Source organism: Streptomyces sp. CA-288835 (genome assembly GCF_050936385.1).
Lineage (GTDB): Bacteria > Actinomycetota > Actinomycetes > Streptomycetales > Streptomycetaceae > Streptomyces.
This window is the reverse complement of record NZ_JBNJMW010000001.1, coordinates 7,696,754-7,716,053: the sequence shown is the minus strand read 5'-3', so window position 1 is coordinate 7,716,053 and position 19,300 is coordinate 7,696,754. Positions and strand designations below refer to the sequence as shown.

At 69.2% G+C, this 19,300-nt stretch carries 16 protein-coding genes and 2 pseudogenes; 9 read left to right on the top strand and 9 right to left on the bottom strand.

Going from position 1 to position 19,300, the window contains the following annotated elements; translation table 11 throughout:
• Positions 1–117 precede the first annotated feature (117 nt).
• Complete coding sequence (locus tag ACQEVY_RS34795; RefSeq protein WP_119104832.1) at positions 118–474, bottom strand: HesB/IscA family protein; 357 nt, start codon at positions 472–474, stop codon at positions 118–120.
• Between the two features lie 455 nt (positions 475–929).
• On the opposite strand from ACQEVY_RS34795, the gene nadA reads away from it, so the two are divergent.
• The gene (gene nadA / locus ACQEVY_RS34790; RefSeq protein ID WP_432953328.1) at positions 930–2,114 is read left to right on the top strand and encodes a quinolinate synthase NadA; all 1,185 of its coding nucleotides are present in this window, start codon (positions 930–932) and stop codon (positions 2,112–2,114) included.
• Between the two features lie 21 nt (positions 2,115–2,135).
• On the opposite strand, the gene ACQEVY_RS34785 is transcribed toward nadA, so the two are convergent.
• Entirely contained in the window at positions 2,136–4,370 is a 2,235-nt protein-coding gene (locus ACQEVY_RS34785; protein ID WP_432953327.1) for a serine/threonine-protein kinase, read from the bottom strand.
• A 716-nt stretch (positions 4,371–5,086) separates the two neighbouring features.
• Here ACQEVY_RS34785 and ACQEVY_RS34780 point away from each other — a divergent pair.
• From ACQEVY_RS34780 to ACQEVY_RS34755, 6 genes and pseudogenes are all read left to right on the top strand, one after another.
• Positions 5,087–5,383 (top strand): annotated as a pseudogene (locus tag ACQEVY_RS34780) (urease subunit gamma); the annotation flags it as partial.
• The gene (locus ACQEVY_RS34775) at positions 5,360–5,863 is read left to right on the top strand and encodes an urease subunit beta (RefSeq protein WP_432955569.1); all 504 of its coding nucleotides are present in this window, start codon (positions 5,360–5,362) and stop codon (positions 5,861–5,863) included. The pseudogene ACQEVY_RS34780 and the gene ACQEVY_RS34775, both read left to right, overlap by 24 nt.
• On the top strand, positions 5,860–7,878 hold the full coding sequence (locus tag ACQEVY_RS34770; protein WP_432953326.1) for an urease subunit alpha: 2,019 nt from the start codon (positions 5,860–5,862) through the stop codon (positions 7,876–7,878). Before ACQEVY_RS34775 ends, ACQEVY_RS34770 begins: the two co-directional genes overlap by 4 nt.
• 103 nt (positions 7,879–7,981) lie before the next feature.
• Positions 7,982–8,656, top strand: a complete 675-nt coding sequence (locus ACQEVY_RS34765) for an urease accessory protein UreF (RefSeq protein ID WP_432953325.1) — start codon at positions 7,982–7,984, stop codon at positions 8,654–8,656.
• 38 nt (positions 8,657–8,694) lie between these two features.
• Positions 8,695–9,384: an urease accessory protein UreG gene (gene ureG, locus ACQEVY_RS34760; protein ID WP_432953324.1), complete on the top strand. Its 690-nt coding sequence runs from the start codon at positions 8,695–8,697 to the stop codon at positions 9,382–9,384.
• A complete protein-coding gene (locus ACQEVY_RS34755; RefSeq protein WP_432953323.1) occupies positions 9,381–10,235 on the top strand; it encodes an urease accessory protein UreD in 855 nt (284 codons plus the stop codon). Before ureG ends, ACQEVY_RS34755 begins: the two co-directional genes overlap by 4 nt.
• A 313-nt stretch (positions 10,236–10,548) precedes the next feature.
• Here the strand turns inward: ACQEVY_RS34755 and ACQEVY_RS34750 are convergent, their stop codons facing one another.
• Positions 10,549–11,073, bottom strand: coding sequence for a hypothetical protein (locus tag ACQEVY_RS34750; RefSeq protein WP_432953322.1), 525 nt, complete (start codon positions 11,071–11,073; stop codon positions 10,549–10,551).
• Between the two features lie 119 nt (positions 11,074–11,192).
• Positions 11,193–11,489 (bottom strand): hypothetical protein, encoded by a 297-nt coding sequence (locus tag ACQEVY_RS34745; protein ID WP_432953321.1) that lies wholly within the window; start codon positions 11,487–11,489, stop codon positions 11,193–11,195.
• Between the two features lie 47 nt (positions 11,490–11,536).
• Here ACQEVY_RS34745 and ACQEVY_RS34740 point away from each other — a divergent pair.
• Together ACQEVY_RS34740 and ACQEVY_RS34735 are read left to right on the top strand one after the other, a co-directional pair.
• Positions 11,537–12,328, top strand: a pseudogene (locus ACQEVY_RS34740) (helix-turn-helix domain-containing protein).
• Complete coding sequence (locus ACQEVY_RS34735) at positions 12,307–12,504, top strand: DUF397 domain-containing protein (protein ID WP_432953320.1); 198 nt, start codon at positions 12,307–12,309, stop codon at positions 12,502–12,504. The pseudogene ACQEVY_RS34740 and the gene ACQEVY_RS34735 overlap by 22 nt, the downstream one beginning before the upstream one ends.
• A gap of 61 nt (positions 12,505–12,565) precedes the next feature.
• Here the strand turns inward: ACQEVY_RS34735 and ACQEVY_RS34730 are convergent, their stop codons facing one another.
• The 5 genes from ACQEVY_RS34730 to ACQEVY_RS34710 form a co-directional block, all read right to left on the bottom strand.
• Positions 12,566–15,694: an efflux RND transporter permease subunit gene (locus ACQEVY_RS34730; RefSeq protein WP_432953319.1), complete on the bottom strand. Its 3,129-nt coding sequence runs from the start codon at positions 15,692–15,694 to the stop codon at positions 12,566–12,568.
• A 165-nt stretch (positions 15,695–15,859) separates the two neighbouring features.
• Entirely contained in the window at positions 15,860–16,543 is a 684-nt protein-coding gene (locus tag ACQEVY_RS34725) for a response regulator (RefSeq protein ID WP_033325451.1), read from the bottom strand.
• A complete protein-coding gene (locus ACQEVY_RS34720) occupies positions 16,540–17,835 on the bottom strand; it encodes a sensor histidine kinase (protein WP_432953318.1) in 1,296 nt (431 codons plus the stop codon). Before ACQEVY_RS34720 ends, ACQEVY_RS34725 begins: the two co-directional genes overlap by 4 nt.
• Before the next feature lie 217 nt (positions 17,836–18,052).
• Entirely contained in the window at positions 18,053–18,331 is a 279-nt protein-coding gene (gene pspAA, locus ACQEVY_RS34715; protein ID WP_432953317.1) for a PspA-associated protein PspAA, read from the bottom strand.
• A 40-nt stretch (positions 18,332–18,371) separates the two neighbouring features.
• Positions 18,372–19,202: a PspA/IM30 family protein gene (locus tag ACQEVY_RS34710; RefSeq protein WP_432953316.1), complete on the bottom strand. Its 831-nt coding sequence runs from the start codon at positions 19,200–19,202 to the stop codon at positions 18,372–18,374.
• Between the last annotated feature and the right edge of the window lie 98 nt (positions 19,203–19,300).

Here is a 19,300-nt window from a genome sequence, read left to right as displayed (position 1 = left end):
ACAGCACGCGAAGGCGGCGCCCCGTTGGAGGGGGCGCCGCCTTTCTGCGTACACCGCGGCCTTCTGTACTGCCTGTACTGGCTGTCCTGGGACGGACGTACGAGGCCGGGCTCGGCGTCAGTTGAAGGAGTCGCCGCAGGCGCAGGAACCCGACGCGTTCGGGTTGTCGATCGTGAAGCCCTGCTTCTCGATCGTGTCCACGAAGTCGATGGAGGCGCCGCCCAGGTACGGAGCGCTCATACGGTCGGTGACGACCTTCACACCGCCGAACTCCTTGACGACGTCGCCGTCCAGGGAGCGCTCGTCGAAGAAGAGCTGGTACCGCAGGCCGGAGCAGCCGCCGGGCTGAACGGCGACGCGCAGCGCCAGGTCGTCGCGGCCTTCCTGGTCGAGCAGGGCCTTGACCTTGGCCGCGGCGGCGTCCGACAGGAGGATGCCGTCGCTCACGGTGGTGGTCTCGTCCGATACGGACATCTGCTTCTCTCCCGGGTTGTACGGAGACTGCTTGCCGACGGTTGCAACCGGCGGGGCCGCGGATTCATTCCGGGCCGAGGGCGTGTCTTTCGCTTGCTCCTTCATGCTCGCACATGCGGTCGGCACCGGAAAATGTCCTGTGGACAACCCTGGAGCCGCGCCCGGAGCCGCCGGGGCCTGTGGACAAGCCCGGCACCCCCAGGACGTACGCCTGGCCAGGACGCCGACCGCACATCTCGCCGTACGCCTTCTCGCAACCTGCCCTTCCGCCGCCTCTCACCGCTTTCTCACCAGCTGGGAACGAGACGGGATTCACGTCACATCGACAATATGGGCATCGTCAAACTGACACGAAGCGGTTATGATAGATAACGTCATTTCGACGAAAAGGCTTGTCCTGCTTGATCGTTCCAGGTGATTCAAGCGAGCCGCAGAACAGAAAGGGTGCGTGTTTCGTGACCACCGCCCAGACCCAGGAGCTCGACGTACAGCCGACGCCCCTCGCCCTGCTGCTGCTCGGCCGCGAGGCCGACCCGAGGAGCGAGCGCGGCGTCGAGTGTCCCGGTGACCTGCCCTCGCCGTCCGACCCGAACCTGGTCGAGCGCGCCCGCGCGGCCAAGGAGAAGCTCGGGGACAAGGTCTTCGTGCTCGGCCACCACTACCAGCGCGACGAGGTCATCCAGTTCGCGGACGTCACCGGGGACTCCTTCAAGCTGGCCCGGGACGCCGCCGCGCGTCCGGAGGCCGAGTACATCGTGTTCTGCGGCGTGCACTTCATGGCCGAGTCGGCGGACATCCTGACGTCCGACGACCAGAAGGTCGTCCTGCCCGACCTCGCCGCCGGCTGCTCGATGGCCGACATGGCGACGGCCGAGCAGGTCGCCGAGTGCTGGGACGTACTGACCGAGGCCGGGATAGCCGAGCAGGTCGTCCCCGTCTCGTACATGAACTCGTCCGCGGACATCAAGGCGTTCACGGGCAAGCACGGCGGCACGATCTGCACGTCGTCCAATGCCAAGCGGGCCCTGGAGTGGGCCTTCGAGCAGGGCGACAAGGTGCTCTTCCTGCCGGACCAGCACCTGGGGCGGAACACCGCGGTGCGGGACATGGGCATGTCGCTCGACGACTGCGTCGTCTACAACCCGCACAGGCCGAACGGCGGCCTGACCGCGGAGCAGCTGCGTGACGCGAAGATGATCCTTTGGCGCGGCCACTGCTCGGTGCACGGCCGCTTCAGCCTGGAGTCGGTCGAGGACGTACGGGCCCGGATCCCCGGCGTGAACGTCCTCGTCCACCCCGAGTGCAAGCACGAGGTGGTGGCCGCGGCGGACTACGTCGGTTCCACCGAGCACATCATCAAGACCCTGGAGGCGGCTCCGGCGGGCTCCAAGTGGGCCATCGGCACGGAGCTGAACCTGGTACGCCGCCTGGCGAACCGTTTCGCACCCGAGGGCAAGGAGATCGTCTTCCTCGACAAGACGGTCTGCTTCTGCTCGACCATGAACCGCATCGACCTCCCCCACCTGGTCTGGGCGCTGGAGTCCCTGGCCGAGGGCAACCTGGTCAACCGCATCGAGGTCGACCGCGAGACGGAGCAGTTCGCGAAGCTGGCGCTGGAGCGGATGCTGGCGCTGCCGTAGGTCGTGTCGTAGGCCCTTTGCTCACCCCGAGACGGGTTTCCGGTTGGGGTGAGCGGGGTCGAGGGCGAAGATGTCACCGTCCCCGGTGGTGACCACCAGGGTGCCCTTGTGGAGCAGCACCCGTGCATGCCCCCAGCCCTTGTTCGTCACCCGCTGGGTATGCGGCAGGGTCTCCCACAAGGGCGTGCCCTTCTTCGTGTCGAGGGCGGCGACCCTGCCGCTGGCGCTGGACAGGTAGACAACGTGGGCGCGCGGGTCGTAGGTGAGGCTGCTCGGCTGCTCCAGGCTCGTCCGGGTCTGCCACAGCTGCTTGCCCGTCCGGGCCGACACGGCGGTGACCTGACCGGAGGACGTGGCGAACCACAGCGTGCCGTCCGCCAGCGTCGCGCTGCCCTCAACCCCCGCAGGCAGTTCCGTCGTACGGTCCTCACCGGTGTCCGAATCCACCAGCCGGATCCGGGAGAAGGCTTCCTTGTCCACGTCCTCGGCCGGATCGAGGAAGAGCAGGCGGCCGTCGAACCTCCCGAGGAGAGTTTCGCTACGGGGCATTGTCAGGCGCCGGACCGCGCCGTCGGCCCGGTCCAGTCCCAGAAGCAGCATGTCCTTCGAAGCCGTCTGTCCTGGGGCGCACTCGAGGTAGAGGTCCTCGCCGGTGTCCGCCCAGTTGCAGTACTGCCCTGTAGGCAGCGGCGTCGTCCACCTCTCGGCGCCGGTGCGCGGTGAGCGGGCGGTCACCGAACTGCCGCTGTCGTCCGGGACGATCACGAGGTCGCCGGACAGGTGCGGGCGCGCCTTTGTGGTGTTCAGCGTGCGATGCCAGAGCTGCTTTCCTGTCGCCGTGTCGAGGGCGGCGACCGAGACCTGGACATCGTCCCCCTGGTCGGGGTGGTACTGCTGCTCGACCACCATCGCGCCGTCCGCGACACCGAGCAGCCAGAAGATGTACGAGCCCTCGCCCTGGGCGGGCGGCACGACATCGGCACGCCAGGCGGCCCGTCCGGTGAGCCCGTCGAGGCGCATGGGCAGGATCCCGTTGCCCGCACAGTAGACGGCGCCCTTGTACTCCTGGCACTCCGGGCCGCTGCCGAAGCCGATGTCGCTGATGTTCTGCCCCTTCTTCACGCCGCGTGCGGCGGTGGCCTCCACCGTCGTCTGCCAGGGCTTCCAGCCGGGCGGCACGGCCATCCACCGGGAGGGCGCGGACTCGGCGGTGCCCGCCCCCGCCTCGGAGTCGTCCTCCGCGAGTCCGGGTCCGAGCAGCAGGTACCCCATCAGGCCCAGAACGAGGGCGCCGACGGTCCCGGCCGTGGCCCACAGCCGACGGACACGGCTGCGCCGACGGACAGGGGCCATGTCACCCGGGTCGGCGGGCGCCGTGGGGCGCATCCGGACCAGGGCCATCTCGTCGGCGCGCTGCGTCACGGTGGCCTCGTCCTCCGCACCTGACTCCGGCAGCGCGGCCACGAACTCCCCTGCCAGTGCGGCCAGTTCGGGCCGGTCCGCCGGTTTCTTGGCCAGGCAGCGTTCCAGGACCGTGCGAAAGGGCTCCGCCACGCCGTCCAGGACAGGGGCTTCGTGGACCACCCGGTACGCCGTGAGGTAGTGGCTGTCCGCGTCGAAGGGGCCCCGGCCCGTGGTCGCGAAGACCAGCAGGGCGCCGAGGGAGAAGACGTCGGAGGCCGGGCCCACCGAGCGGGCGTCGGTGAGTTGCTCCGGGGACATGAACGGCGGGGTGCCGATCATCTGGCCGGTCTCGGTGAGGGTGTGGTGGTTCTCGGCCGCCCGCGAGATGCCGAAGTCGATGACGAGCGGGCCGTCCTCGGCCATCAGCACGTTCGCGGGTTTGAGGTCCCGGTGGACCACCCCCGCCCGATGGATGTCCCGCAGCGCCTCCACCAACCCGAGCGCCAGTCGGCGCAGTTCAGGTCCCCTGAGCGGACCCTGGTCACGGATCCGGGCGGCGAGCGAGAGCCCGGGCACGTACTGGGTCGCCATCCAGGGCCGTTCCGCTTCCGGGTCGGCGTCCACCACCGGTGCGGTGAAGGCGCCGCTCACCTTGCGGACGGCGTCGATCTCCTGCCGGAAACGGGCGCGGAAGACTGGGTCCGCAGCGTACTGGGCATGCACCACCTTGACGGCCACCTCGCGCCCCGAACGCGCCCTGCCTCGGTAGACGACCCCCATCCCCCCGGCTCCGAGCCGATCGACCAGCTTGTACCCGCCGACCGACTTCGGGTCGTCCTTGCGCAGTGCCACCGCCCGTCCCCCCATCCCCCGTAAGGCAGTTCGAGCCCACAGGATACGGAACAGAACACGAGGCGGCCGGGCGCCGGACCGTTGGGGTTCCTTCTATACAGCGGTCCTCTCCAGCCTGATTGTGGAGACGTCGCAGCCGGCCGAGACCGGAAGCTCTGCCCCTCGTCCCCGCAGCCCCGGGGTGGGGTATGCCGCGTGGTTGGCGGAGTCTCGATGAGTCTCCGTCGGGTGGACGAGACGAGGCGGCGGCCTCGTGGCCGTAGCTCTTCATCCTGAGCAGGTAGACGTCGGATTCGGGGCGAGATCGTTCCTTGGCTCCGTGGGGTGGACAGTGCGGCAGTAATGGATGTTGGGTCGATGAACGGAGCGCTCACGACGGGAGCCGGCCGGTCGTCCAGGCGAGGCGTAGCACGGTTGGGTGGGGACGGTCGGTACGGAAGCCGGTGAGGACGATGGCTCATCGACGAAGTCCCGGGAAGCTACCCAACGCGCAGAATCCATCCACGATTTCGGAACCGGGCTTCTCCTGTCCGGCGGGGTCGAAAACGGCGTACTCCGCGGATTCATCAGATGGTGTAGATCAACCCCCGTTTGGTCGTTTCGCCGTTCTTCTCCGCTGATGATCGGAGAGCGGCCGTCGCCTTCCGGGGGAACGGTGTCCGTGACGTTGGCATGCCTGGCCGCACGCACCATCCGACCAACAGAGACGAGTCATCGTGCATTTGACTCCGCATGAGCAGGAGCGCTTGCTGATCCACGTGGCGGCCGACGTGGCAGGCAAGCGCCGCGACCGGGGGTTGCTTCTCAACTACCCCGAGACGATGGCCCTGCTATCCGTTCACGTCTTCGAGGCGGCACGCGACGGTAAGACGGTCAGCGACATCATGGACTCGGGCCGACAGGTGCTCACCCGTGACGACGTGATGGACGGCGTCCCGGAGATGATCAAGAACGTCCAGGTGGAGGCAACCTTCCCGGACGGCACCAAGCTGGTCACGATCCACGACCCCATCCCGGAGGCCACAAAGAAGCCCGAGGTATACCCGGGCAAGGTCGAGCACCCCCAGCCGGCGCGCAGCCCGGAGTGCCCGGTCGACTGCGACGACACCGACTCGTCCGGCTGCTGCGAGGGGTGCGAGGACGCCGCGTCCTGGCACGAGGCAATCGAGTTCAACAAGCACCTGCAGGGCGACAAGAAGACGATCAAGGTCAGGAACGCGTCCGACCGTCCCATCCAGGTCGGCTCCCACTACCACTTCGCCGAGGTCAACCCCGGCCTCAAGGTGGTCGAGAACCCCGTCGGCACGCCCGTGACCGATGACGAGCTGTGGACCTGCGCCGAGGCGAAGGGGCGACGGCTCAACATCGCCGCGGGCACGTCCGTGCGGTTCGAACCAGGAGACGAGTGCTGCGTTGAGCTGGTGAAGATCGAGGGCGACGCCGAGAGCGACACCAGCAAGATCCAGGGACTGCGCGAGGGGATCGTCCGATGAGCAGCCAGCAGGAGCAGACGGGCCAGCAGAGGCCGAGCAACGTCCTGAAGCGGGCGGACTACACCGCTCTGTACGGGCCCACCACCAAGGACCGTGTCCGCCTCGCCGACACCGATCTCACCGTCGAGATCGAAGCTGACTGGAGCGGCGGACCGCAATACAGCGGCAACGAGATGATCTTCGGTGGCGGGAAAGTGATCCGGGAGTCGATGGGCATGTCCCACATCCCGAGGGACGGGGGCGGCGACGAGGATCGCCTTCCCATGGACACGGTCATCACGGGGGCGCTGATCCTCGACTGGTGGGGTGTGGTCAAGGCCGACGTCGGCATCAGGGACGGCAAGGTTCATGCCATCGGCAAGGCGTACAACCCCGAGACGATGAACGAGATCACGGCCTTCGAGATGCCCACCCGTCAAGAGTGGGACGAGCCGGAGCTACGGGTGCGGCCGGAGAACTTTGTGGTCGGCCCGAGCACCGAGGTCATCTCCGGCAACGGCCGGATCCTCACCGCGGGCGGTGTGGACACCCACGTTCACTTCATCTGCCCCGAGGAGATCCACGAGGCCCTGGCCTCGGGCGTGACCACGCTCATCGGCGGCGGCACCGGCCCCGCCGAGGGCAGCACGGCGACCACCGTGACCCCGGGCACGTGGCACATCACCCGGGTCTTCGAGGCGCTGGACGCGTACCCGGTCAACATCGGTCTGCTCGGCAAGGGCAGCACGATGAACAAGCAGGCTCTGGATGAGCAGGTGGACGCCGGTGTCATCGGTTTCAAGGTTCACGAAGACTGGGGTGCCACGCCCGCGGTGATCGACATGGCGTTGAAGGTCTGCGAGGACCGCAAGGTCCAGCTCGCCCTGCACGCCGACTCACTCAACGAGTCCGGTTTCCTGGAGGACACCAAGGCTGCCTTCAAGGACCGTTCCATCCATATCTTCCATGTCGAGGGCGCCGGAGGGGGCCACGCCCCAGACATGATCGAGCTGGTCAAGGAGCTGAACGTCCTGCCCGCCTCGACCAACCCCACCCGGCCCCTGACGGTGAACACCGTCAAGGAGCACGTCGACATGATGATCGTGTGCCACCATCTCAACCCGGACATTCCGGCGGACCTGGCCTTCGCGGATTCCCGTATCCGGCCGTCCACCATGGCGGCGGAGGACCTCCTCCACGACATGGGCGCCATCTCGATGATGTCCTCGGATGCCCAGGCGATGGGCCGCATCGGCGAGATGATCATGCGTACCTGGCAGACCGCGCACGTCATGAAATGCCGCTATGGCCCGTTGCCCGAAGACCTGAAGTACGCGAAAGTCCGAACGATCAAGCAGGACCCGGACCCCTCCACCTCCGCCTCTTCCGCCCACTCCTTCAACGCGAACGCGCTGAAGCCGAGCGACAACTACCGGGCGCGCCGGTACGTCGCCAAGTACACGATCAACCCGGCGATCACGCACGGCATCGCAGGTCACGTCGGTTCCGTGGAGACGAAGAAGCTGGCAGACCTGGTGCTGTGGGAGCCGAAGTTCTTCGGTGTGAAGCCGCACATGGTCCTCAAGGGCGGCCAGCTCGCCTACGCGCAGGTCGGCGACGCCAATGCGTCGATCACGACGCCGCAGCCCTACCTGCCGCGGCCGGTGTGGGGCTCCACCGGTCGTGCCCCGGGGAGTAATTCGGTGAACTTCGCCGCCCCAGGCGTGGCGGACAGGTTGAACACCCACGGCGCCACTACCGAGGCCAGCAGCAGCAACAAGGCCACGGAGGCGCAAACGGAGGGGCTCGGACTCAGCAAGAAGTTCGTCGAGATCACGGACACCCGGGGCGTCAAGAAGACCGGCATGCTGCTGAACGGCACGGTGCCCGAGAGCCTGGAAGTCGACCACAACAGCTTCGAGGTCACCATCGGCGGTGCGACGACGAGCGACGCCCGCACCGAACTCAACGGTGCGGCCGTACCGCGCTCCTACGTCACCGAAGTCCCCCTGGCACAGCGGTACTTCCTCTTCTGATCCGACACCTGCCCGGCCGTCGGCCCCGCCGCCACGGCCGGGCCCCGGGCGGGCCTGGTGCGCACGCCCGGCCCCCGACCCTGTGAAAGGCAGCCGCTCGCCCATGAGCCGCGCAGCCCTGCTCCTGCTGGCCGACGGCCGCTTCCCCGCCGGCGGACACGCCCACTCCGGCGGCGTCGAAGCCGCCGTCGCCTACAAAGCCGTACACGACACCGACAGCCTGGAGGCGTTCTGCCACGGGCGGCTGCACACCATCGGTCTGACGACGGCCGCCCTGGCCGCCGCAGCCGCCGGCGGACACGACCCGCTGCTGCTGGACGACGCCGCCGACGCACGCACCCCCGCCCCCGCACTGCGTGCCGTCGCCCGCAGGCTCGGCCGGCAGATGATGCGCGCAGCCCGCGCCACCTTCCCGTCCGCCGAACTCGACCACCTGGCCGCCGCGCGTCCCCAGGGCGCCCACCAGCCCATCGTGCTGGGCCTCGCCGCCCACGCCGCCGGGCTCACCCCGCTGGACGCCGCCTATGCCGCCGCGTACGAGAACATCGGCGGCCCGGCCACCGCAGCGGTGCGCCTGCTGAGCCTCGACCCGCTCGACGCCTCCGCGCTGCTGGCCCGCCTCGGCCCCGAAACCGACGACGTCGCACACGCCGCGGCCGACGCCGCGACCCGCGCCATGACCGAGGGCCTCAACGCCCTGCCGTCCGCCTCCTCGCCCCTGCTGGACATCACCGGCGAGCAGCACGCCGCCTGGACCGCCCGACTCTTCGCCTCCTGACCAACCTTCGAACCCCCCAGTTGCCAAACGGAGTTGTTATGCACCTCGACCACTCTCTGCCCCACCCGCACCTCCCCAGCGCCTCGGCGCCCCGGCCCGACGGCAGCCGCCGCGCGCTGCGCGTCGGCTTCGGCGGCCCCGTCGGCTCCGGCAAGACCGCGACCGTCGCCGCGCTCTGCCGCACCCTGCGCGATCGCTGGTGCATCGCCGCTGTCACCAACGACATCTACACCCGCGAGGACGCCGAGTACCTGCTGCGCGAAGCCGTCCTGCCGCCCGAGCGCATCACCGCCGTCGAGACCGGCGCCTGCCCCCACACCGCGATCCGCGACGACATCTCCGCCAACCTGGAAGCCGTCGAGCACCTGGAAGCAACCCTCCACCCCCTCGACCTGGTGCTCGTCGAGTCCGGTGGCGACAACCTGACCGCCACCTTCTCCAAGGGCCTCGTCGACGTGCAGATCTTCGTCATCGACGTGGCCAGCGGCGACGACATCCCCCGCAAGGGCGGCCCCGGCATCACCACCGCCGACCTCCTCCTCGTCAACAAGACCGACCTCGCCCCGCACGTCGGCGCCGACCTGGACACCATGGCCATCGACGCGAAACGACAGCGCGGCGACCTTCCCGTCATCTTCACCAGCCTCACCTCCGACGACGGCATCCGCGAAGTCGCCGACTGGGTCACCGGCCACCTCACCCAGTGGCGAGCCGGGACAGCCGCATGAGCTCCTCCTCCCAGCTCGCCCCCGCCCGCGCCACGTCCGACGTCGGCGTTCCCTCACCCGGTGTCCATGAGCCCGCCGGCCACCCCGACGGCGTACGGGCCACCGCCCGGATCCGCGCCGCGCACAACGGACGCGTCACCACCCTCCCGCAGTTGCGCAGCGACGGCCCCTTCCACCTGCGGCGCCTGCGCACCACCGGCAACGCCGCCACCGTGGGGATCATCGGCGCGATGAGCGCCCCACTCGGTGGCGACCGGCTCACCCTCGACATCACCGCCGAGGACCGGGCCGAGCTGGAGGTCACCACAGCTGCCGCCACGCTCGCCCTGCGCGGCCCCACCACCGAAGCAGCCACCTACGACGTGCGCCTCACCGCCAAAGAACACGCCCATCTGCGCTGGCTACCGCAGCCCCTGATCAGCGCCGCCGGCAGCAACCTGCACCAGACGTACACCGTCGAACTCGCCGCCACCTCACGCTTCGTACTGCGAGAAGAGCAGCTCCTGGGCCGGGCCGACGAGGAACCAGGCCACCTCGTCACCCGCATCCTGGTCCACAGCGCCGGGCGCCCGCTACTCGACCAACACACGAACTACGGAGCCCCAGAACCTGGCTGGGACGGCCCGGCCGTCCTGAACGGGCACCGCGCCGTCGGCCAACTCCTGGTCGTGGACCCACGCCTCAACGTCCGACGAGACCCCGTGCTCCTCGGCGAAGGCACCAAGAACGGGTGCGCCGTCCTCGCACCGCTGGCAGGCGGCCCGGCACTGCTCGCCACCGCCATCGCACCCACCACCTCGACTCTGCGGGAACTGCTCGACGAGGCACACGCACACACCCTCACCCGCTAGCACGGGCGAGCCGCCGCACCGGCATGCCACGGCCCACAGCGTCGGACCAGTCCCCACTGAAGTTTGTTCATCCTGAAGTTGCCGGTCATGGGCCTGGTGTGACTCGTGCACAACGCTCACTGCGCGGGATGCCGTGGCCCACGAATGAGACAAGACGAGAACATGCAGGCCGCCTCAACGGAACGGGACATTCCAATTGCGGGCCTACACCGCCCAACGGCACCGGTGGCACAAGCGGGAACGGCGGCCTCTTCGGCGGCACCGGCTGACCCACCAGGCCCTCCGCGGACTGATCGTGTGCTTGGGTGACCGCTCAGGCGTCGAGACTCTGGATGGTCTCCTTCACCAGACGGTTGCCCTTGGTCTCGCTCCACGAGGTGTACGACGACAGCTTGGCAACCGCCACACCCAGCCACTCGGGATCACCGAGCCGGTCCAGCGCCTTCGCCTCGGTGAGCTGGTCGAACAGCGCCTTCAGCACAATGACGTGGCCGACCGTGTAACGGCGCTCGTGATGCGTGTACCGCACCGACCACGGCTCGTACGGATGGCGCCGGATGCCGTGCAGGGAGCAGCCGTCGCGGCCCATGTCGGCACCGGGCTGGGCGGCCCCGTACAAGCCTCCGCCGGGGGTGGCATGCCACCCCCGGTAAGCGGCTCGCACCTTCAGCTCCATGAGTTGGGGCCGATCGATGGCGAGCAGCGGTGCCGCCTCCCCGCGCCGGCGGTGCTCCAGGCCCTCGGGCGTGAGCACGATGGACAGGCCGTCCTTCCGCGTCGGGTCCCCGACCACCCACCTGTCCCCGATCAGCTCCAGCGGCCCCAGGTGCTGTGCCATGGCCTCTCCCTCTGTCCTGCCGTCCATTCGCCCGGGACCATAACCGACGCCCGGACTGGCGTCCCAGGGCGACTGCCTCCGGGCCGTGCGCGCCGCAGCTCCACCCATACGTTGAGCGGTCAGCTCTCCGGTAGTCGCGCGCCCCGGCTCGCCGCGATGCGCAGTGCGTCTCCCAGCGCTTCGGCCAGTCGTACGCCCGCGAAGTGCAACTCTCGTTTCTCCGCGCCCGGTTCGTCGAGGAGTGACTTGGCTGCGTCCAGGACGTATGCGGCCGAGCCGAGTAGTTCCGTCTCCAACTCGTCCGCTATACGGGACAGTCGGCTGTCGGCGTCGTCCGTGCTGAGGTAACACGGGCGGCCGTCCGGCGTGGTCCAGGGCAGCAACCGCAAGGGGGTGCCCGTTCCATCGCGCATCATCTTCCGTCGCTCCTCCGAACCTGGCCTTCTGTCGGGCATGACCACCGGTGATTGAGCAGCGCCGCCATCGCGAGGGCGCGGGCCTGTCTCTCGTACAGCTCGCGGGGATCGTGAACTCCAGCAAGAGCACGCTCGCGCGAGTCGAAACGGCGGAGTTGATGCCACCGCCGGATCTGCCGGACCGGCTTGACGTCGCGTTCGGCACGGACCGGCACTTCCACGGGCTGTACGAACTGGCCAAGCGCGAGGCGCACCCGGACCAGTACCGCCGGTTCATGGACTTCGAGGCGCAGGCAGAGGTGTTCGAGAACTTCGGCGCCCAGGCTCTGCCCGGCTTGTTGCAGATCAGGGAGTACGCCGACGCCCTGCTCAGCCGCCAGGAGGACCTGACCCGGGAGCAGGTCGAGGAACGCGTCAACGCCCGCCTGTCCCGTCAGGATCGGCTGCGCTCGACCCAACCGCCCCTGCGCTGGGCGGTCATCGACGAATCCGTGCTCCGGCGACAGGTCGGCAGCGAGGAGTGCATGTAGAGACAACTGGCCTGGCTGCTCGAACAGGTGGATACTCCGGACAGCAAAGTCCAGGTGATGCCCTTCAGCGCCGGTCCACACTCGCTGATGGGCGGCGCCCTGACCCTGCTCACCCTTCCCAACGGCTCCAACGTGGCCTACGAAGAGGGCATCCAGGTCGGTCACCTCTACGAGGACCGGGACTCGGTGAAGAAGTGGCGACGACAGTACGACGTACTGCGCGCCAATGCCCTCCCACCGGCGGCTTCGGCGGAGCTGATCCGAGACGCGATGGAGGACCACAAGCCATGCAGCACACCCCCGAGCTGAACTCCGCCCGGTGGCGCCGGAGCAGCTACAGCAACACCAACGGGGGCGAATGCGTCGAGATCACCGACGACTTCCCCGGCGTCGTCCCCGTCCGCGACAGCAAGAATCCCCGCGGCCCCGTACTCGTCGTCCCAGCCGCCGCTTGGGACGAGTTCGTCAACTTCCTGAAGGCGTAACGCACGATGGTGCCCCGTACGCGAACGTACGGGGCACCATCGATCCGGCACCATCAACCCATCAGACCCCCGCCGGCTCCGGCTCCCCGGACTCCGCCTCTGCGGAGGACTCGGACGGCGGAGCCGCCCGCTTCGCCGCCCTCTTCTTCGCCCGCCGCTCCTTGCGGAGTTCCACCATCGCGTACAGCGTCGGGACAAGGAGCAGCGTCAGCAGCGTCGACGTGATCAGGCCGCCGATCACCACCACTGCCAGCGGCTGGGCGATGAAGCCGCCCTCGCCCGTGATGCCCAGGGCCATGGGGAGGAGGGCGAAGATCGTCGCCAACGCCGTCATCAGGATCGGGCGGAGGCGGTGGCGGCCGCCCTCCAGTACGGCCTCGACCACTCCGTAGCCCTGCCTGCGGTACTGGTTGATCAGGTCGATCAGGACGATCGCGTTCGTCACCACGATGCCGATGAGCATCAGCATGCCGATCATCGCCGGTACGCCCATGGGGGTGCCCGTGGCGACCAGCAGACCGATCGCGCCCGTCGCCGCGAACGGGATCGACACCAGCAGGATCAGCGGCTGGATGAGGGACCGGAAGGTCGCCACCAGCAGCATGAAGACGATCGCGATCGCCGCGAGCATCGCCAGGCCGAGGGAGGCGAACGCCTCGTCCTGGTCCTGCGAGACACCGCCGATCTCCGCCGTCGCCCCGTCGGGGAGCTTCAGCGCGTCGAGCTTCGTCGTGAGGTCCGCGCTGACCGCGCCGGTGTTCTCGCCCGTCGGCTTCGCCGTGATCGTGGCCGCGCGCTGACCGTCGATCCGGGTCATCGAGACCGGGCCGTCGACCAGTTCCACCGTGGCGATGTCACCGAGTACCACACCGGGGCCGAGCTGGAGTTTCTTCAGCTCGTCCAGTGTCTGGGCCGGCTTCGCCGACTTGATGACCACGTCGCGCTCGGTGTCGTCCAGGATCGCCTTGCCGCTGGGGGTGCCGCGTACCGCCTGGGCGACGGCGGCGCCGAGCGTCGTGTCGTTGAACCCGGCCGCGGCGGCGTCGGAGTTGGCCTTGACGGAGATCCGCGGTACGGACTGGGCGAGGTCGCTGGTCACGTCCGTGACGTCGTCGAGCCCGGCGACCGCGTCCCGCACCTCCTCCGCGGCCTCGCGCAGCACCTCGGCGTCGGCGGACTTGACGACCACGCTCAGCTCCTGGGCGCCGAAGCCGTCTCCGGCCGAGATCGTCGTCGTACCGATCCCGGAGAGCTTGCCGAGCCCCTCCTCGATCCGGTCCTGGACGTCGTCGTACGAGGCCGAGTCCGCGACCTTGACGGTGTACGAGGCCTGGTTGGTGTCCGTGCCCCCGCCGAACGCGGCCAGGAAGCCGGACGAGCCGACCGTGACCTGGTAGTCCTCGACGCCCTGCACACCGTCGAGCAGCTGCTCGACCTTCTTGGCCTGCGCGTCGGTCGCCGCCAGGCTGGTGCCGGGCTTCAACTCCTGCTTGACGGTGAGGACTTCCTGCTCGCCCTGGTCGAAGAAGTTGGTCTTCAGCAGCGGCGCCATGGCGAACGTACCGATGAGGACGACGACCGCGATGGCCACGCTGGTGAGGCGGCGCCGGGTGGCGAACCGCAGGACAGGGACGTAACTGCGCTGGAGTCGGCTGCGGGCCTCCTTCTCCTCGGCCTTGCGGCGTGCCTCGTCGGCGTCCGCGGGCGTGCCCTTGGGGGCGCGCAGGAACCAGTACGAGAGCACCGGTACGACCGTCAGCGAGACGAGCAGCGAGGCCAGCAGCGCCGCCGTCACCGTCAGGCTGAACGAGCCGAACAGCTCGCCGACCATGCCGCCGGTCAGGCCGATGGGGAGGAAGACGGCGACCGTCGTGAGGGTGGAGGACGTGACCGCGCCCGCGACCTCCCGTACCGCCTTGAGGATCGCCTCCTGGCGCTCCTCGCCGTAGCCGAGGTGGCGCTTGATGTTCTCCAGGACCACGATCGAGTCGTCGACGACGCGGCCGATCGCGATGGTCAGGGCGCCCAGCGTCAGCATGTTGAGCGAGAGGTCCCGGGTCCACAGGACGATCAGCGCGAGGACGACCGACAGCGGGATCGAGACCGCGGTGACGAGGGTCGAACGGACCGAGGCCAGGAAGACCAGGATGATCACGACCGCGAACAGCAGGCCGAGCGCGCCCTCGGTGGTCAGGCCCGAGATGGACTTGGAGACCGCCGGGCCCTGGTCGCTGACCACGGTGATCGTCGAGCCGGAGCCGAGGTCTTTGCGCAGGTCGGGCAGCTTGTCCTGGACGGCGTCGGAGATGGCGACCGCGCTGCCGTCGTGGTCCATCGTCAGCGCCACGGACAGGCTGGGCTTGCCGTCGGTGCGGGTGATGGACTGCGCCGTGGCGGGCTGCTCCTCGACCGTGGCGATGTCCCCGAGGCGTACGGGCTTCTTGACGCCCTCGCCGGTGACCATCAGGTCCTGGATCTGCTTGAGCGAGGTGAAGCCGCCGCCGACCTGGACGGTGCGGTTGCTGCCGTCCTCGTCGAAGGAGCCGGCCGGGACGGTCGCGCCGCCTGCCTGAAGTGCCTGGCCGAGGACGGCAGGGTTGACCCCCGCGCGCGCCATCTCGGCGTCGTCGGGCGTGACGGTGACCTCGAGGTCCCGTACGCCGTCGACCGTGACCTGGCCCACGCCGTCGATGTCGCGCAGCTCAGGCACCACGGTGCGGTCGAGCTGGTCCGAGAGGGCCTGCTGGTCCTTGTCGGAGGTGACGGCGAGCACGACGGTCGGGATGTCGTCCGTGGAACCGGCGACGACCTGCGGGTCCACGTCGTCCGGGAGCTGGACGCGGGCGCGGTTGACGGCCTGCTGGACGTCGGCGACGAGCTGCTCGGTGTCGTTGCCGTAGTCGAAGGACGCCATGATCAGGGCGTTGCCCTCGCTGGCGGTGGAGGTGACGCCGGAGATGCCGTCGACGCCTTCGAGGTTGTCCTCGATGGGCTCGACGACCTGCTTCTCGACGACGTCGGGGGACGCGCCCTGGTACGGCGCGAGCACCGACACCATGGGCAGTTCGATGGTGGGCAACAACTGCTGCTTGAGCTGCGGGATCGCTATCGCTCCGAAGGCGAGCGCGACGATCGACATCAGCCCTATGAGGGCCCGTTGTGCGAGGCTGAACTTGGACAGCCAGGACATGGGTGGCGGATCTCTCTTCTGTGGCTGGGGTTGCTGGAGCGGCCAGAAGGGCGCATGCGAGCGCCCACCCCTACACCCTGAGCCACCGTCGAGAGCCGATCCGTCGCTCCCAGGTCTCGTTCCTTATCCGGCCCCTACTGCGAGCGCAGTACGGGCGGACGGGGCTCACTCCACCCTTGGACGTACCAGCCCCGACTCGTAGGCGATGACGACCAGTTGGGCCCGGTCGCGGGCGCCCAGCTTGGCCATGGCGCGGTTCACGTGGGTTTTCACGGTGAGCGGGCTGACTTCGAGGCGTTCGGCGATCTCGTCGTTCGAGTGGCCGCCCGCGACCTGGACGAGGACTTCGCGTTCGCGGCCGGTGAGCGCGGCGAGGCGTTCGGCTCGGGCCGGGTCCCGGTCGTCGTCCGCTCCGTCGCCCTGCGCGAGGAACTTGGCGATCAGCCCCTTGGTGGCCACCGGCGACAGCAGTGCCTCGCCGCTCGCCGCGACCCGGATGGCGTTGAGCAACTCGTCCGGCTCGGCCCCCTTGCCGAGGAAGCCGGAGGCCCCGGCACGCAGGGACTGCACCACGTACTCGTCGACCTCGAAGGTCGTCAGCATGACGACCCGTACGTGTGTGAGGCCGGGGTCGGCGCTGATCAGCCGGGTGGCGGCGAGACCGTCCGTGCCGGGCATGCGGATGTCCATCAGGACGACGTCGGCCCGCTCCTCGCGCGCGAGCCGCACCGCCTCGGCGCCGTCCGAGGCCTCGCCGACGACCTCCATGTCGGGCTCGGAGTCGACCAGCACGCGGAACGCGCTCCGCAGCAGGGCCTGGTCGTCGGCGAGCAGGACGCGGATGGTCATGCGGGGTCCCCCGTGGGTGCCGTTCTCCTGGATGCCGCAGTCGTTTTCGGTACGTTCGCCGAGGCGGTGTCCCCGGCCGTGTCGGCGGTGCGGCTCTTGACCGGCAGGATCGCATGGACGCGGAAGCCGCCTCCGTAGCGGGGTCCGGCGGTGCAGCTGCCGCCGAGTGCGCCGACCCTTTCCCGCATGCCGAGCAGCCCGTGCCCGCCGTTCTTGTCCAGCCGGGCCTCGGCGTCGTCGCCGGGCCCGTTGTCCAGCACGGTGATCTCGACGTTCGGACCCACGCGTACGACGCTGACCTCGGCCTTCGCCTCCGTACCCGCGTGCTTCTGCACATTGGTGAGGGCTTCCTGGATGACGCGGTACGCGGCCAGGTCGACGGCCGCGGGCAGGGCCGTGCCCTCATCGGTGCGGGCCACCTCGACGGGCAGGCCCGCGTTGCGGAAGGTGCCGACGAGTTCGTCGAGCCGGTTCAGGCCCGGGGCCGGTTCGGTGGGCGCCTCGGGGTCGCCGGACTGCCTCAACAGGCCGACGGTGGCGCGGAGTTCGTTGAGCGCGGAGCGGCTGGCCTCGCGTACGTGCGCGAGGGCTTCCTTGGCCTGGTCGGGGCGCTTGTCCATGACGTGGGCGGCGACTCCGGCCTGGACGTTGACCAGAGCGATGTGGTGGGCGACGACGTCGTGCAGATCGCGGGCGATGCGGAGGCGTTCTTCGGCGACGCGGCGGCGGGCCTCTTCCTCACGGGTGCGCTCGGCGCGTTCGGCGCGCTCTCTTATGGCGTGTACGAAGGCGCGGCGGCTGCGCACCGCGTCGCCCGCGGCGGCCGCCATGCCCGTCCAGGCGAAGATGCCGATGTTCTCCTGCTCGTACCAGGGCATGGAGCCGGCGAGCATCGCGACGCCCGTCAGGACGGTCATGGTGAGCAGGCCGACCCGCCAGGCGGTGGGGCGGTCGGTCGCCGACGCCACCGTGTAGAGGGCGACGACGGCGGCCATGGCGACCGGGGTCCGCGGGTCGCCGCTGATCAGCTCGAGGAGGGTGAGGGCGCCCGTCACCGCGAGTACCGGGAGGGGGCCGCGGCGGCGGAAGACCAGGGCGACGGCGGCCAGCGTCATCAAGGTGACGCCCAGCGCGTCGGGTGCCTGCGTGCCCCACGTCTTGCCGTCGCCGTGCTCCTCGGGGGCGGCGAACGACGCGACGATCATGATCGCCAGTACGGCTGCCGCCAGCGCGCCGTCTGCTGCCAGCGGGTGGGCTCGCAGCCAGGTTGCGGTGCGCTTGATTGTGCTCACGCTTGTTTACGGTACGGGGCCACTGCGTTCGGCGGAACTGGTGGCAACGGTCACCCGGGGGTTGGGGGCGCCTACCGGGAGGATGGGTTCGGTTCGCGGGCGACTGCGGGCCCGTCGTGGCTTGTCGCGCAGTTCCCCGCGCCCCTGTGGCAGGGGCTGCGCCCCGCCACAGGGAGCGCGGTCCAGCGACCGCCCGCTCAGTCGAAAGCCAAGCTGCTCAACCCGGAATCAGGCCGTCCTCGGTCAGCATCTCCCTGACTTCCTCCAGGGTTGCGCCGGGGGACGGGAGGATGAGCTCCGAGGGTTCCAGGGTGTCGTCGGGGAGGGGGGTGCCCAGGCGGCGTACTGCTTCGAGGAGTGCTCCCAGCGTGCGCCGGAAGCCCTCTTCGTCGCCGGACTCCATCTCCGCGAGGAGTTCGTCGTCCAGCTTGTTCAGTTCGGCGAAGTGGGCGTTGTCCAGCTTCACCTGTCCCTCCCCCATGATCCGTACGATCACGACGCCCTCCTCAAGGCGTGGGACTGCTACGGCGTGGGACTCACTGCTTGTCGAAGCGCGGGGTGTCCCGAGGCTGGTCCTGTGACCCTGACTGCGACTGGTCCTGGGACTGCGCCTGCCCCGAAGTATTGCCCGTGCCGCCCTCGATCGCCTGCTGGGGCGAGGAGGGGCCGGCCAGCTCCGCCTTCATGCGCTGGAGTTCCAGCTCCACGTCCGTGCCGCCGGAGAGACGGTCCAGCTCGCTCTGAATGTCGTCCTTGGCCAGCCCGGAGGAGTCGTCGAGGGCACCGGAGGCGAGCAGTTCGTCGATGGCGCCGGCGCGGGCCTGAAGCTGCGCCGTCTTGTCCTCGGCGCGCTGTATGGCCAGGCCGACGTCGCCCATCTCCTCGGAGATCCCGGAGAAGGCCTCGCCGATCCTGGTCTGCGCCTGGGCCGCGGTGTACGTGGCCTTGATGGTCTCCTTCTTCGTACGGAAGGCGTCGACCTTGGCCTGCAGCCGCTGCGCGGCGAGCGTGAGCTTCTCCTCCTCTCCCTGGAGGGTCTGGTGCTGCGTCTCCAGGTCCGTGACCTGCTGCTGGAGCGCGGCACGGCGCGACAGCGCCTCACGCGCCAGGTCCTCGCGGCCGAGAGCGAGGGCCTTGCGGCCCTGGTCCTCCAGCTTCGAGGACTGGCTCTGGAGCTGGTTGAGCTGCAGCTCCAGGCGCTTGCGGGAGGTCGCCACATCGGCGACTCCGCGGCGCACCTTCTGCAGCAGCTCCAGCTGCTTCTGGTACGAGTAGTCGAGGGTTTCGCGCGGGTCCTCGGCCCGGTCAAGGGCCTTGTTCGCCTTCGCGCGGAAGATCATCCCCATACGCTTCATGACACCGCTCATGGGCTTCGCGCGCCCCCTTCTGACGGACTCCAGCTCCAGCGACTGCAACAGAACCCACGGTACGGGCTCTGCATCCATTACCGCACTGTTCGGGGACG

Coding starts and splice junctions, on each gene's coding strand:
- ACQEVY_RS34710 (WP_432953316.1), bottom strand. CDS start 19,202: ATGAGCGGTGTCATGAAGCGTATGGGGATGATCTTCCGCGCGAAGGCG.
- ACQEVY_RS34735 (WP_432953320.1), top strand. CDS start 12,307: ATGCAGCACACCCCCGAGCTGAACTCCGCCCGGTGGCGCCGGAGCAGC.
- ACQEVY_RS34755 (WP_432953323.1), top strand. CDS start 9,381: ATGAGCTCCTCCTCCCAGCTCGCCCCCGCCCGCGCCACGTCCGACGTC.
- ureG (WP_432953324.1), top strand. CDS start 8,695: ATGCACCTCGACCACTCTCTGCCCCACCCGCACCTCCCCAGCGCCTCG.
- ACQEVY_RS34725 (WP_033325451.1), bottom strand. CDS start 16,543: ATGACCATCCGCGTCCTGCTCGCCGACGACCAGGCCCTGCTGCGGAGC.
- ACQEVY_RS34765 (WP_432953325.1), top strand. CDS start 7,982: ATGAGCCGCGCAGCCCTGCTCCTGCTGGCCGACGGCCGCTTCCCCGCC.
- ACQEVY_RS34795 (WP_119104832.1), bottom strand. CDS start 474: ATGTCCGTATCGGACGAGACCACCACCGTGAGCGACGGCATCCTCCTG.
- ACQEVY_RS34730 (WP_432953319.1), bottom strand. CDS start 15,694: ATGTCCTGGCTGTCCAAGTTCAGCCTCGCACAACGGGCCCTCATAGGG.
- ACQEVY_RS34745 (WP_432953321.1), bottom strand. CDS start 11,489: ATGATGCGCGATGGAACGGGCACCCCCTTGCGGTTGCTGCCCTGGACC.
- ACQEVY_RS34770 (WP_432953326.1), top strand. CDS start 5,860: ATGAGCAGCCAGCAGGAGCAGACGGGCCAGCAGAGGCCGAGCAACGTC.
- ACQEVY_RS34750 (WP_432953322.1), bottom strand. CDS start 11,073: ATGGCACAGCACCTGGGGCCGCTGGAGCTGATCGGGGACAGGTGGGTG.